Raw genomic sequence first — 14,636 nt, 5'->3', positions numbered from 1 at the left:
ATGCCCGATTTAAATGCTTAGGACTACAAACATCAGGCGTGCGATTGCACACTGCCGTAGAGTGTTTGATAAAGTCCTTGTTGTTCAACCAATTCACCATGTGTTCCCGTTTGTGTGACTTGCCCATCTTCTAAAACATAGATTAGATCGGCTTGTTTCACCGCTGATAATCGATGAGCCACTATCAAAGTTGTGCGATCTTTCAAAAACTCGCTCAACGCTTTATGCAGTGCTGACTCTGTTGCTGTATCGAGTGCAGATGTCGCTTCATCAAGAATAACAAACTTAGGATTGCTCAGCACCATACGAGCTATTGCTAAGCGTTGTCGTTGACCGCCAGACAGTCGGACGCCATTCCTACCAATCTGTGTATCTAAGCCATTGCTGAGTTGCTTGATGACATCTTGCATTTGAGAGACTTCAAGCGCACGCCACAACGACATTTCATCGTATTCAGCACCAAGGGTCAGATTATGCCTCAATGTATCGTTAAAGAGTATAGGTTGTTGTAAAACAACGGCAATTTGATTACGTATTACATCAAAGCTGATGTCGTCGGTTGTTTCACCGTTATAGCGAATGCAACCTGAGTCCGCTTGGTAAACCCCAATTAGCAACTGGATTAAGGTAGATTTACCACCACCACTCGCACCCACCAAAGCGACTTTCTTACCTGCAGGGATGTGTAGTGATAGCCTATTTAAAACAGTGTTTTCTAATGTGTAAGAGAATGTAACGTCTTCGATGTCGACTGTCACTTCTTGATCTTCATAAAACGGGTTTACTTTGCTAATCGGGCGCTTCTCTTCTTCTAATTGAAGTAGATCGTTGATGCGTTGCAGTGCCGCTTTTGCACTATACCAAGAGAATTGAATCCCTAGCAGCTCTTGAACCGGGCCCAACATGAACCATAAGTAACCAAATACCGCAAAAATCTGACCAATGGTTAAGTCACTGAATAGAACCATTAGCATAGCGACAGCGCGGAAAAGCTCGAAACCTAACAAGAAGAGGAGAAATGAAACGCGGCCAGCAGCTTCAGATTGCCAAGCGTATTTGTCGGCATCGATTCTTACTTGGTTTGCTTGAATCTTAAGCTCATCGAGAAAAATGCGTTCTTTATTCGCTGCACGCAGTTGGTAAATACCATCTAAGGTTTCCACCAAGCGATTCTGAAAACGTTCGAAAGATTGGTTCTCGTACTTTTTAAGGTGCTTAACCTTGCTGCCTAGTTTACGAGAGAAATAAATAACAACAGGATTGACCAGTAGAATGAACAACCCTAAACGCCACTCTAACCATAACAACACGATCGCGGTACCGAACACAGTTAAGAAGCTGATGAGGAACTTAGAGAGCGTTGAGCCAATGAACTTATCGATTGTCTCTATGTCTGTTATTAGGTGAGCATTAATGCCGCCGCTGCCTTTGGTCTCGTATTGTCGAATACTAATACGGCCAAGTTTATCTATCATCTTGCTACGCATTTGATAGGTAATTGTTTTGGAGACGAGCGTGAATTGACGCCCTTGTAGAATGTTCAACGCTTGGCTAACGGTACGCATGATAATGACTAACAGTAAAGTCAGTGCAATATAGCCAGTGGGTGTCTGCAACGATGTTGGAAGTAGGTGGTTCATCATATCTAAGCCAGAAGCCGGCTTATCAAGTAATACTTCATCAACCATTAATGGCATGAGCAACGGGATAGGGACACTGATGAGAGTTGCAAGTATGGCAATAATGTTAGCAAACAGTAATTTGGACTTGTGTTTTTTTACTTGAGTTATTAACCAAGAACGGCTAATAGTGTCTTCTGAATCGTTCATTGTAATGAGAATAAGTCCTATTTAGTTTGATGGTCGCATTCTACTGCGTTCTCTTGATAATGGAAGTCTCAATTTAATTGGAAGTTAATATGAAAATAGAACATTACCAACGCTTAACCAAACAAGCCGTTGCATTAATTGAATCAGAAATCGATCTAACTGCTAATCTTGCTAATATCAGTTCATTATTATTCATGGAATTGGATGACTTGAATTGGGCGGGTTTCTATTTAATGAAGCAAGATCAAGCTAAGGAAAAAGACGAACTTGTACTGGGTCCCTTTCAAGGTCAACCTGCTTGTGTGCGAATTCCGGTAGGGCGTGGTGTGTGTGGAACTGCGGTTGCGACGAATACAGTTCAGCGCATTCATGATGTTCATGAGTTCGAAGGTCATATCGCTTGTGACGCTGCAAGTAACTCAGAAATCGTAATTCCGTTCTCTATTGGTGGAAAAATAGCGGGTGTTCTTGATATCGATAGCCCAAATGTTGGCCGTTTTTCTCAAATTGACGAGGACGGATTGACATTTTTCATGGCAGAAGTGGAAAAGCTGCTTAATTCGCACGCGAACAAGGCATAAATTATTCTCTTACTGTGGTTTTTCCCAAGCATCTCTCTATAATACGTAAAAATATTTTCTTAATGCTCGCGGAAAACCGCAAAAACCAGGAACCCACATGGAAAACACTGAAAAGTTAAAAAACAGCAAAGAAGTTATCGCATATATTGCTGAATGTTTCCCTAAATGCTTTACTCTAGAAGGTGAAGCGAAGCCACTTAAAATTGGTATTTTTCAAGATCTTGCTGAACGTCTTAATGAAGATGAAAAAGTAAGTAAGACTCAGCTTCGTGCAGCGTTAAGACAGTACACATCATCATGGCGTTACCTGCACGGCGTAAAAGCTGGCGCAGAACGTGTTGACTTAGACGGCAACGCGTGTGGCACTCTAGAAGAAGAGCACGTTGAACACGCTAAAGCTACACTTGCAGAAAGCAAAGCGAAAGTTCAGGCTCGTCGTAAAGAACAAGCACAAAAAGCTCGTGAAGAAGGCAAAGCGAAACCTAAGGCGAAGAAAGCTCAACAGCCTCGTCGTCAAGCGCCTAAAGCACCAAAAGTAGAAAAGCCTGTAGAAACACGCGCTTTGAACGCTGACGAATTCATCGCTGGCAAAGAAGTAAATGTGAACATGGGTAAAGGAAACATGGCTGCGACCATTGTTGAAATCAATAAGGAAGATGTGCGTGTTCAGTTAGCAAACGGCCTACAAATGGTTGTTAAAGCGGAGCACTTGCGCGCTTAAAGGAGATACTCCTACGCATGAAATGCCGTTCAAAATTGACACTGATTGCTGCTAGCTTTTGGCTAGCAGCTTCAGCTCAGGCTCTCGAAGCCAAATTAGATCAGGACGATTTACCTCTACTCGCTCCTGAGGTCCAACACGAAACTGCTAGTAAACGTGTTACTTCTCGATTTACTCGTTCTCACTATAAACACTTCAATCTCAACGATGATTTCTCTCAAGCTATCTTTAATCGTTACTTAGAGATGCTGGATTATAATCGTAATATCTTCACTCAAGCTGATATTGACTCTTTCGCTGCGTCATCTACACAAATTGATGATCAACTGAAAGCGGGTAATAACCAGATTGCATTCGATGTTTATAATTTGTCTATGCAGAAGCGTTTTGAACGTTTTCAATATGCATTGTCTTTGCTAGATACAGAGATTAAGTTTGATACCGATGAAAGTATTGAGCTAAATCGTAGCGAAGCGGAATGGCCAAAAGATATCGCTGAAGTGAATGAGCTTTGGAGAAAACGCGTTAAATACGATGCGTTGAATCTAAAACTTACTGGTAAAGAGTGGCCAGAGATTCAAGAAGTTTTGGAAAAGCGTTACAACAATGCGATGAAGCGTATTACGCAATCGCACAACGAAGATGCTTTCCAAATCTACATGAACGCATTCGCGCGAGAAGTTGATCCGCACACCAGTTACCTTTCTCCAAGAAATGCAGAGCAATTCCAATCCGAGATGAATCTATCTCTAGAAGGTATTGGTGCTGTACTTCAGATGACAGACGACTACACCGTTATTCGATCTTTAGTTGCTGGTGGCCCTGCGTCAAACAGCAAACAATTGAGTGATGGAGACCGCATTGTTGGTGTTGGTCAAGATGGCGAAGAAATTGTTGATGTTATCGGGTGGCGTTTAGACGATGTAGTACAACTTATTAAAGGCCCTAAAGGGACCAAAGTTAAGCTACAGATCTTGCCAGATGGTAAAGATGCAAAAAGTCACGTTGTCACAATTGTTCGCGATAAGATTCGTTTAGAAGACCGCGCTGTTAAATCAGAAGTGATCGAGAAAGACGGCAAGAAAATTGGTGTATTAGAAGTACCAAGTTTCTACGTTGGCCTTTCTAAAGATACCGATAAACTGATCACCGAGCTTAAAGAGCAAGGTGTTGAAGGTATTATTGTTGACCTCCGAAACAACGGTGGTGGTGCACTGACTGAAGCAACTGAACTCTCTGGTTTGTTTATCAAAGAAGGACCTGTTGTTCAGGTTCGTGATAGCTACGGTCGTGTCAAAGTGAACAGCGATACTGATGGTCAAATCAGTTACCAAGGCCCGTTAACGGTATTGGTGAATCGCTACAGTGCTTCAGCGTCTGAAATCTTTGCAGCAGCGATGCAAGATTATGGCCGTGCAATCATCCTAGGTGAAAACTCTTTCGGTAAAGGTACGGTGCAACAGCATCGCTCTTTGAATCATATTTATGATTTGTTCGATAAAGAGTTAGGCTACGTTCAATACACAATCCAAAAATTCTACCGCATCAATGGTGGTAGTACGCAAAACAAGGGTGTAGTACCTGATATTGCTTACCCAACGCCAATTGATCCTGCAGATACTGGTGAAAGTGTTGAAGACAACGCTCTTCCTTGGGACAGCATCGACAAAGCGAAGTACTCAGTGTTACAGCGTAACGATGAGCAGATCGCAGCGTTGACGGCTAAACACGAAGCTCGTATCGCAACAGACATGGAATTTGGCTTTATCGCGCAAGATATTGAAAAATATAAGGCAGATAAAGACGACAATGACCTTTCTCTGAATGAAAAGGTTCGTCAACAAGAGAGTGATGATGCGGATGCGCTTCGTCTAGAGCGTATTAACCAACGTCAAAAAGCCGCTAAGTTAGAGGCATTTAAAACGTTGGATGATATTCCAAAAGACTACGAAGCCCCGGATGCTTATCTTGATGAATCAGTTGCTATCATGCTGGATATGATCAAGAAATAAACAAAATACCTGTTATAAGGTGATTGTTTAAAGACGTACTATTTGAAAAGCGAGCTTAGGCTCGCTTTTTTTGTACCTGTGTTCTTGCCTCGAATAATGTCATGTTAACGGCATGCTTCCTCGCTTTTTAACTTGCTGCAGAACCATTGTTATTTGATTTTCGGCTGTGAAGTACACTGTAAAAATAACTAAACTTAAGTATTATTTTTCGAGTGATAATGACATTTAAGTTACTTCGCACTTAAAATTTAGTGACTTAGATCATATTTTTTCGCTTTCTATTCATTACGTGCCTAAGCTTAAAGAAAACGAGGGGACGCTTATGAAATGGATTCTACTATTTTTATCTTGTTTAAGTTTTGTGGCTTTTGGGAGCGAGGTCGCTTCGAGTAGCCAACAATCAAAAAGTGATAGTAATCTATCTCATTTTGACCTTCCTCTGTTGCTTGGTGATTGGTATTTGATGAATCCTGATCCTGAGCAAGGCACTGAAAACTTTAGAGCGATCAAGCTCACTCTTGATTCAAACTACTCATTCACTATCGATATCCAAAAGAAAGACTACAGTGTCGATCATTGGGAAGGTTTGTATAACGCCAATGAAGACACGATTATTTTGGGTTTGAATACCTCAGAACCTCAGGTTTACGCGTACAGCAGTAATCACAACATGCTGAATCTTAACGGTGTTATGTTCACCAAGGCCTTGCCAAATGCATTGGCGGGAATCTGGTCAAGTGCCCAACTGTCTGGAAGCGATCTACGTGCGAGTAACATTCAAAAAATGGATTTAGTCCTTCAGCCGGACTTTATATTCATGTTCCGAGTATCAGATGAAGAAGGTGGTGAAGTCATTCGTCGCGGGGTGTATTACACAGAAGGCGATCAACTAGTGTTACTTTATGAGAACGGTGAACACGGCACTCGATATACACTGAACAGCGATGTGTTAACGCTGCAAGGTGAAGAGGGAGATATGTTTGCGGTACTCAATCGCATTCGATAATCGTGAGTTTTAGCAGTAACGGCGTACTCGTTGATAATATTGTGCACAGTTCATTTCTTAGGCGTTCCTGTCTGATTTGATTGATAAAATAGCAAAACATGGAGGCATTTTCTTACAATGCCTCCTTTTTTTAATATTCCCCTTGTTTTATTGGCGCTCAACCTTTAGATATATACAGTTAAAAAATAATTACGTATAACGATCAAAAGGAACCCGTCATGGCACATACACCTCAAGCCAAGTATCGTAAAGATTATCAATCACCATCTCACACGATTTCTGAAATCGATCTTACTTTCGATTTGTACGACTCAGCATCCATTGTTACGGCTGTTTCTAGTGTTAAGCAGGAGAAAGACAGCACGACATTAGTACTTGATGGTGAAGGCTTGAAGTTGGTTTCTGTTTTGGTTGAAGGCAACGAATGGACTCAGTACGAGCAGTCTGAAACTCAACTTACGCTGAATGACCTTCCAAAAGAATTTACTCTAACCATCGTTACCGAAGTTAACCCTGAAGGGAACAGTGCACTTGAAGGCTTGTACAAGTCGGGTGGCGCGTTCTGCACTCAATGTGAAGCTGAAGGTTTCCGCCGTATCACTTACTACATGGATCGCCCAGATGTGTTGGCGAAATTCACTACAACGGTAATTGCAGACAAAGCAGAGAACCCATTCTTATTAAGTAATGGTAACCGTGTAGATGAAGGCGAGGCAGAAAATGGTCGTCATTGGGTGAAATGGCAAGACCCGCATCCAAAACCAGCGTACTTGTTTGCACTCGTAGCCGGTGACTTCGATGTACTTCGTGACGCATACACCACGCAATCGGGTCGCAAAGTTGACCTAGAAATCTTTGTTGATAAAGGCAACCTAGACCGTGCAAACCATGCAATGGTGTCTTTGATTAACTCAATGAAGTGGGATGAAGAGCGTTTCAACTTAGAGTACGACCTAGATATCTACATGATCGTCGCGGTAGATTTCTTCAACATGGGTGCGATGGAAAACAAAGGCTTGAACGTATTTAACTCTAAGTTTGTTTTGGCGAACGACCAAACCGCAACGGATACCGATTACTTAGGTATTGAAGCGGTAATTGGCCATGAATACTTCCATAACTGGACAGGTAACCGAGTGACTTGTCGTGATTGGTTCCAGCTGAGTTTGAAAGAAGGTCTAACGGTATTCCGTGACCAAGAGTTCTCATCGGATCTTGGCTCTCGCGCAGTAAACCGTATCAACAATGTGCGTATCATTCGCGGTCCACAATTTGCCGAAGATACAAGCCCAATGTCTCACCCAATTCGTCCTGAAAAAGTGATAGAAATGAATAACTTCTATACATTGACCGTGTACGAAAAGGGCAGTGAAGTGATCCGTATGATCCACACATTGTTGGGTGAAGACGGTTTCCAAAAAGGCATGAAACTGTACTTCGAACGTCACGATGGCACGGCAGCAACGTGTGAAGATTTTGTTGCCGCAATGGAAGATGCATCGGGTGTTGATCTGTCTCAGTTCCGTTTATGGTACAGCCAGTCTGGTACGCCGACGCTATCTGTTGAAAGCCATTACGATGCAGAAAACAAACAATACACGTTAACAACTCGCCAAGTAACGGCACCAACGCATGAGCAAACTGAAAAGCAGGCTTTGCATATCCCTCTGGATATCGAGCTGTACACGGCTTCAGGTGATGTTGTTGAGTTACAATGTAACGGAAAGCCAGTTAATAACGTATTAGATGTCAAAGAAGCGGAACAAACCTTCGTGTTTGAAAACGTTTCTGAACAACCAATCCCATCACTACTTCGTGAATTCTCTGCGCCAGTGAAATTGGAGTACGACTATTCAGATGAAGAGCTTATCTTCTTGATGGTGAATGCGCGCAATGAGTTCTCTCGTTGGGATGCTGGTCAAATGCTATTGGCTAAGTACATTCGCAGCAACGTTGAGAAGGTTCAACAGGGTCAAGCATTTGAGCTTTCTGATTCTGTTGTTGATGCATTCCGTGGCGTACTGCTGAGTGATTCACTAGAGCCTGCGTTTATCGCAGAAATGCTTTCACTGCCAAGCCATAATGAAGTATCAGGTTGGTACGAGCGTGTTGATATTGATGCGGTCGCATCTGTTCTTAACTCAATGAAAGTAACATTGGCCGCTGAACTTGAAGACGAGTTAGCTGCGGTTTATCACAGCAATGCTCTCACTGAATACACAATCGATCACGATTCGATTGGTAAGCGCACTTTACGTAAAGTTTGCCTAAGTTACTTAGCGCACACAGAACAGGGTAACGATTTGGTTGTTGCAATGTACCAACAAGCAAACAACATGACCGATACAATGGCAGCAATGGGTGCGGCAAACAGTGCGCAACTACCATGTCGTGAAACCTTGATGGCGGATTACAGCGACAAGTGGAAACACGATGGTCTGGTTATGGATAAGTGGTTTGCTCTACAAGGTACAAACCCAAGTTCCGATGCTCTTGAAGTGATCAAAGCATCGATGTCACATCAAGCGTTTAGTTTGAAGAACCCGAATCGAATTCGTAACTTGGTTGGTTCATTCTTAAACATGAACCCGGTACAGTTCCATGACAAGTCAGGTCAGGGCTATGAGTTTGCTGGCGAGATCTTGCGTGAGCTTAACAGCAGTAACCCGCAAGTTGCTTCACGTCTGATTGACCCGCTTCTTAAATTCCGTAAGTACGATGATGAACGCCAAGCTCTGATCAAGAAAGAACTTGAGACTTTAAAGGGGATGGACAACCTAGCTAAAGACTTATTTGAGAAAGTAACGAAGGCACTAGAAGCTTAAGTTCAACGTTCTCAAGTAACGGTTTACTTAAATCTGTTTACTTATCAAGAAAAGTCGTCAGTGGTAGAGAATATCTGCCACTGATTTTTTGTTTCTGGTTCATCGAATTTTCGATAAGCTAGAGCAGTTTCAAGTTCAGTTTCAAGCTAGGTTTCACAGTCAGACATCGTCAAGTGCCAAAAAATACTGGCACTGTATATTTATACAGGTATCGTATGAATCGCTATATTTTCCAACTTAACATCTCATATCAGCAGTTTTTAGCCAGCTATTCTGGTGTGGCAAGTAAAGTTCAAGTGATAACAACAACAGGTTTACGTTTACAGTTACCTGCAACTCGATTCAGACCATTTCTTACACAAATAGGGGTTAGAGGGCAGTTTAGGCTGACAACTGACCAAAAAAATAAGTTTATTAAGTTGGAAGCTCTGTAAACCTTGGCGTGCCTAGTGAGTTAAAAGGAATCTTAATCACATAATCAAACATTTCACCTCTTACCACCTCCAAAACAATTAACTATTTTTCAATAATGCTTTTACAATAAATGAATGCATTACCTTTGCTTAACTCGTTAGTAGAAAAGCGCTCAGCGGCACGTTTCAAACACTAGCTTAAGTGATCCCCCTAATAATAAAATATAATTCTAATTGTGGAGTGTGACTATGACCGCACGTGAAACTGTGGTTCCAGTTTTACTTGAAAAAGTTTACAAGCTGATTCAAGACAAACTTGACCTTGCTCATCGACCTCTCGTAACTCAACTTGCTCAACACTTGTTTAGTAACGTTTCTCACGACGATCTGACTCAGAGAAACGAATCCGATTTATATGGTGCTGTAGTTAGCTTATGGCATCACATCAATGAAAAGAAAGCCGACGAAATCTCTGTACGCGTTTTCAACCCGACGGTAAGTCGTCAAGGTTGGCAGTCTACTCATACTATCGTTGAGATAGTCGTTCCAGACAGTCCGTTCCTTGTTGATTCTGTAAAAATGGCACTTACTCGCCTAGACCTTTCTTCTCACCTTATGCTTCATAACCCAACACAAATCTCTCGCTCAGATAAGGGCAGTGTTGTGGGTGTTAGCAATAACGAAGGTGCATTCCAATCGCTTTTCCATATCGAAGTAGACCGTCTTAGCAGTAAAGCTGAAATGACAGCTCTTAAAACGGAGCTACTGGATATCTTTACCGATACTAGCTTAGTTGTGAACGATTGGTTGAAGATGGTTGAAAGACTTGAAGAAGTAACCAATCAAGTAGAAAAGCAGAAAGAGAGCATTCCTGTAGATGGCCAACGTTTTGATGAAACGTTGGCGTTTCTTCGTTGGTTAGGTGAACACAACTTTACATTCATGGGTTATAAGGAATATGACCTAGTTTCAGTTAACGGCGACACTGAACTGCAACCGACCAAGGAGCAAGGTCTTGGTTTGTTTGCGAATTCAGATCGTGTACGCAACGTTAAGTTGTCTGAGTTTTCTGATTCGGCACGACTTGAAGCGAAAAAGCCTTATGTACTTATTGTAACCAAGGGCAACACGGCTTCACGCATTCACCGCCCAGCTTACAACGATTACATCGGTATTAAGAAGTTCGATAAGAACGGTAAGGTCATTGGTGAGCACCGCTTTACTGGTCTTTACACGTCTGCTGTTTATAACCAAACCGTTGAAACGATTCCTCTTGTTCGTGAGAAAGTAGACCGAATCTTAGACGCGAGTGGTTACCGTGAGGGTTCATACTCTTACAAAGCACTGCACAACATTCTTGAAAACTACCCACGTGATGAACTGCTTCAAGCTCGAGAAGAAGAGTTACTTGAAGTGGGTACAGGCGTAGTACAAATGCAAGATCGCGATCTTCTGCGTCTGTTCGTTCGCAAAGACCCGTTTGGCCGTTTCTTTAGCTGCATGGTTTACGTAACAAAAGATCGTTACAACACTGAGCTTCGTCGCCAAACACAACGCATCTTGAAGCAGTACTTTGGTTGTGAAGAAGAGGTTGAATTCACAACTTACTTCTCTGAAAGCCCACTGGCGAGAACGCACTATATTGTTCGTGTTGATAACAACAACATGGATGTGGACGTGAAAACAATTGAGCAAAATTTAATGGAAGTATCGTCTACGTGGGATGACCGCCTGTCTGAATCAATCGTTGCAAACTTCGGTGAGAGCAAAGGTCTTCCATTGTCGAAAGAGTACATGCGTGCATTCCCACGTTCGTACAAAGAAGACATGATGCCAGGTTCTGCAGTTGCGGATATTGAACGTTTAGAAGCACTAAGTGAAGACAACAAATTGGGTATGCTTTTCTACCGTCCTCAAGAAGAGGCGGCAGATTCAAAAGCAGTTCGTTTGAAGTTGTTCTACCACAGCGATGAGCCAATTCACCTTTCTGATGTTATGCCAATGCTTGAAAACTTTGGCCTACGCGTTATTGGTGAATCACCTTATGAAGTGCGTAAAACTAATGGTGTGACATATTGGATCCTTGATTTCTCGATGTTGCACAAGAGCGACAAGACCATTGATCTTCGTGAAGCGCGCGATCTTTTCCAACAAGCTTTTGCGGCAATTTGGGCGGGTGAGTTAGACAGCGATGGTTTCAACCGCTTAGTGCTTGGCGCTGGTCTTTCTGGCCGTGAAATCTCAATCTTACGTGCTTATGCTCGTTACATGCGTCAAGTTGGTTTCCCATTTAGCCAACAATACATTGAAGACACATTGTCTCATTACCCAGAGTTAGCGAAAGGGTTAGTAAGCCTATTCGGCAAGCGTTTTGACCCGAAACTGAAGGGCAGCGCAAAAGGCCAACAAGATCTTATTAAGAAGATCACTGAACAGTTGGATCATGTAGAGAGCTTGGATGATGATCGTATCATTCGTCGCTACATGGAAATGATCACTGCAACGCTTCGTACTAACTACTACCAAGTAGACGAAAACAAACAGTCTAAGCCTTGGTTGGCTCTGAAAATGAGACCAAGCGAGATTCCAGATATCCCAGCGCCGGTTCCTGCGTTTGAGATCTTCGTTTACGCACCAGACATTGAAGGTGTGCATCTACGTGGCGGTAAAGTAGCACGTGGTGGTTTACGTTGGTCAGACCGTCAAGAGGACTTCCGTACTGAGATTCTAGGCCTAGTTAAAGCGCAACAAGTTAAGAACACGGTTATCGTACCGGTCGGTGCTAAAGGTGGTTTCGTTTGTAAGCGTCAACACACCATGTCTGGCCGTGATGAGATCTTCGCGGAAGGTCAACGTTGTTATAAGCGATTCATTCGTGCATTGCTAGACGTTTCAGACAACATCATTGAAGGTGAGGTTATCCCACCTAAGAGTGTTGTTCGTCACGATGAAGATGACCCGTACTTGGTTGTTGCTGCCGATAAAGGTACAGCGACATTCTCAGACCTAGCGAACTCAGTAGCTGAAGAGTACAACTTCTGGTTAGGTGACGCGTTTGCCTCTGGTGGCTCTAACGGTTACGACCACAAAGCTATGGGTATCACGGCGAAAGGTGGCTGGGAATCTGTTAAACGTCACTTCCGTGAAATGGGCATCAACTGTCAAAGCACAGACTTCACTGCCATTGGTGTGGGTGATATGGCAGGTGACGTATTTGGTAACGGCATGCTGCTATCTAAGCATATTCGCTTACAAGCTGCGTTTAACCACATGCACATCTTCATTGACCCGAATCCAGAATCAGCGTCCAGTTGGGTAGAGCGTGACCGTCTGTTTAATCTGCCTCGTTCAAGCTGGGAAGATTACAATAAAGAGCTGATTTCTCAAGGTGGTGGCATCTTCTCTCGTCGAGCGAAGTCTATCTCTTTAACGCCTGAAATTCAGAAAATGCTTGGTACCAAGAAAGCATCAATGGCACCCAATGACTTGATCAAAACGATCTTGTCTATGCAGGTTGATCTACTTTGGAATGGCGGTATCGGTACTTACGTTAAGTCTTCTAACGAGACTCATACTGATGTGGGTGACCGCGCAAATGACGTGCTACGTATTGATGGCCGTGACCTGAAAGCTAAGGTTGTTGGTGAAGGTGGTAACTTGGGTATGACTCAGTTGGGTCGTATTGAATACGCTCTAACGGGCGGTCGAGTTAATACTGACTTTGTTGATAACGTTGGTGGTGTAGATTGCTCGGATAACGAAGTTAACATTAAGATCTTCTTGAATGGCTTGGTGTCTAATGGTGATCTGACCGTTAAGCAACGTAACCAAGTTCTAGAATCTATGGAAGACGAAGTAGGCGAAATCGTACTAGACGACGCATACTGCCAAGCTGAATCTATCTCTGTTACTGAGCATCAAGGCGTTGGCTTAGTGAAAGAGCAAATCCGCTTTATCCACACAATGGAAAAAGCAGGATACTTAGACCGTGGTTTGGAATACATCCCAGATGACGAAACGCTGCTAGAGCGTGAGAAGCAGGGCCAAGCACTAACAAGACCTGAATTATCAGTATTGATCGCTTACGGTAAAATGGTTCTAAAAGAAGATCTTGTGAGTGATGATATTGCGAATGATGAGTTCCATGCTCAACAACTGATGCAATACTTCCCAACAGAGTTACGCCGTAACTATTCTCAGCACATGGATAACCATCCACTTCGTGCAGAGATCATTGCGACTGCGCTTGCTAACCAAATGGTTAACGAGATGGGCTGTAACTTTGTGACTCGCTTGCAAGAAGAGACGGGCGCGAACATTGTTGATATTGCGAATGCTTACGCGGCATCACGTGAAATCTACGGCCTGGGTAAGGTATTGAAGAGCATCCGTGAACTGGACAACATCTCAAGTTCTGAAGCTCAATACGAATTGCTTTACCATGTACGCCGTACGCTTCGTCGTCTAGCACGTTGGTTACTAAGAAACCGTACGGGTAAACAGTCAGTGAATGCATTGATTGAGCTTTACCAAGGTGATGTAGTCGCGATTACTGAGAAGCTGGATGAAAACCTAGTAGCTTCAGAAGTAGAAGAGCATCAAGCAATGGCTCAACTATGGATTGACCAAGGTGTCAACGCTGAGCTGGCTAATTCCGTGGCTCGTTTGTCTAGTTTGTACTCAGCACTGGATATATCCACAGTGGCTCGTGAAACAGGTAAAACAGTACAACAAGCTTCTAAGCTTTACTTCAACCTCGGTGATCGTTTGTCACTGCATTGGTTCTTGAAGCAAATCAATGGCCAAGCTGTAGACAACAACTGGCAAGCACTGGCGCGTGCAGCATTCAGAGAAGATCTGGATTGGCAGCAACGTCAGTTAACTGGCCAAGTACTTAACTGTGGTTGTGCTTCAGATATTGATGTAATTAAAGCGCTTGATGACTGGATGGAAAGTAACTCTGTTTCCCTACATCGTTGGGAAAGCATCTTAAACGAATTCAAAGTGGGTTCGGTTCATGAGTTTGCTAAGTTCTCAGTAGCATTGCGTGAATTGATGCTGTTGAATCTAAACTGCATGTCAAAAGACTAGTCACTAGATAAAACGAAAAAAATGAGGGCAGGCCATAAGGTCTGCCTTTTTCGTTTCGGTAAAGTGGGATCCATTGGTCTAACGATTTTTGAAGGGGCAATCTCGACGCACACGTTGTTTGTTGTTAAGTGAGTTGCTTGTTGTTAAGTGAGCTGGTG

8 protein-coding genes are annotated in these 14,636 nt (G+C 43.0%); 7 read left to right on the top strand and 1 reads right to left on the bottom strand.

Annotated elements, in window-relative coordinates:
- Nucleotides 1–32: 32 nt before the first annotated feature.
- Complete coding sequence (locus ACED45_RS06070; protein ID WP_102432715.1) at nucleotides 33–1,829, bottom strand: ABC transporter ATP-binding protein; 1,797 nt, start codon at nucleotides 1,827–1,829, stop codon at nucleotides 33–35.
- An 89-nt stretch (nucleotides 1,830–1,918) separates the two neighbouring features.
- Here ACED45_RS06070 and ACED45_RS06065 point away from each other — a divergent pair, with 89 nt between their 5' ends.
- The 7 genes from ACED45_RS06065 (at nucleotide 1,919) to ACED45_RS06035 (ending at nucleotide 14,478) form a co-directional block, all read left to right on the top strand.
- On the top strand, nucleotides 1,919–2,410 hold the full coding sequence (locus ACED45_RS06065; RefSeq protein WP_057622357.1) for a GAF domain-containing protein: 492 nt from the start codon (nucleotides 1,919–1,921) through the stop codon (nucleotides 2,408–2,410).
- Nucleotides 2,411–2,507: 97 nt separating this feature from the next.
- Nucleotides 2,508–3,131 (top strand): RNA chaperone ProQ, encoded by a 624-nt coding sequence (gene proQ, locus ACED45_RS06060; RefSeq protein WP_017057223.1) that lies wholly within the window; start codon nucleotides 2,508–2,510, stop codon nucleotides 3,129–3,131.
- Between the two features lie 17 nt (nucleotides 3,132–3,148).
- The gene (prc, locus tag ACED45_RS06055) at nucleotides 3,149–5,143 is read left to right on the top strand and encodes a carboxy terminal-processing peptidase (RefSeq protein WP_017066965.1); all 1,995 of its coding nucleotides are present in this window, start codon (nucleotides 3,149–3,151) and stop codon (nucleotides 5,141–5,143) included.
- 322 nt (nucleotides 5,144–5,465) lie between these two features.
- A complete protein-coding gene (locus tag ACED45_RS06050) occupies nucleotides 5,466–6,149 on the top strand; it encodes a hypothetical protein (protein ID WP_017059686.1) in 684 nt (227 codons plus the stop codon).
- A gap of 218 nt (nucleotides 6,150–6,367) precedes the next feature.
- The gene (pepN, locus tag ACED45_RS06045) at nucleotides 6,368–8,974 is read left to right on the top strand and encodes an aminopeptidase N (protein ID WP_371713510.1); all 2,607 of its coding nucleotides are present in this window, start codon (nucleotides 6,368–6,370) and stop codon (nucleotides 8,972–8,974) included.
- A gap of 215 nt (nucleotides 8,975–9,189) precedes the next feature.
- Nucleotides 9,190–9,408, top strand: coding sequence for a DUF2835 domain-containing protein (locus ACED45_RS06040; RefSeq protein ID WP_081090229.1), 219 nt, complete (start codon nucleotides 9,190–9,192; stop codon nucleotides 9,406–9,408).
- 228 nt (nucleotides 9,409–9,636) lie between these two features.
- Nucleotides 9,637–14,478 carry an NAD-glutamate dehydrogenase gene (locus tag ACED45_RS06035; protein ID WP_371713509.1) on the top strand — a complete coding sequence of 1,614 codons (4,842 nt, stop codon included), beginning with the start codon at nucleotides 9,637–9,639 and terminating at the stop codon, nucleotides 14,476–14,478.
- Nucleotides 14,479–14,636 lie beyond the last annotated feature (158 nt).

It is taken from the genome of Vibrio crassostreae (assembly GCF_041439375.1).
Taxonomy (GTDB): Bacteria; Pseudomonadota; Gammaproteobacteria; order Enterobacterales; family Vibrionaceae; genus Vibrio; species Vibrio crassostreae_D.
This window is presented reverse-complemented; position numbering and strand designations above follow the sequence as displayed.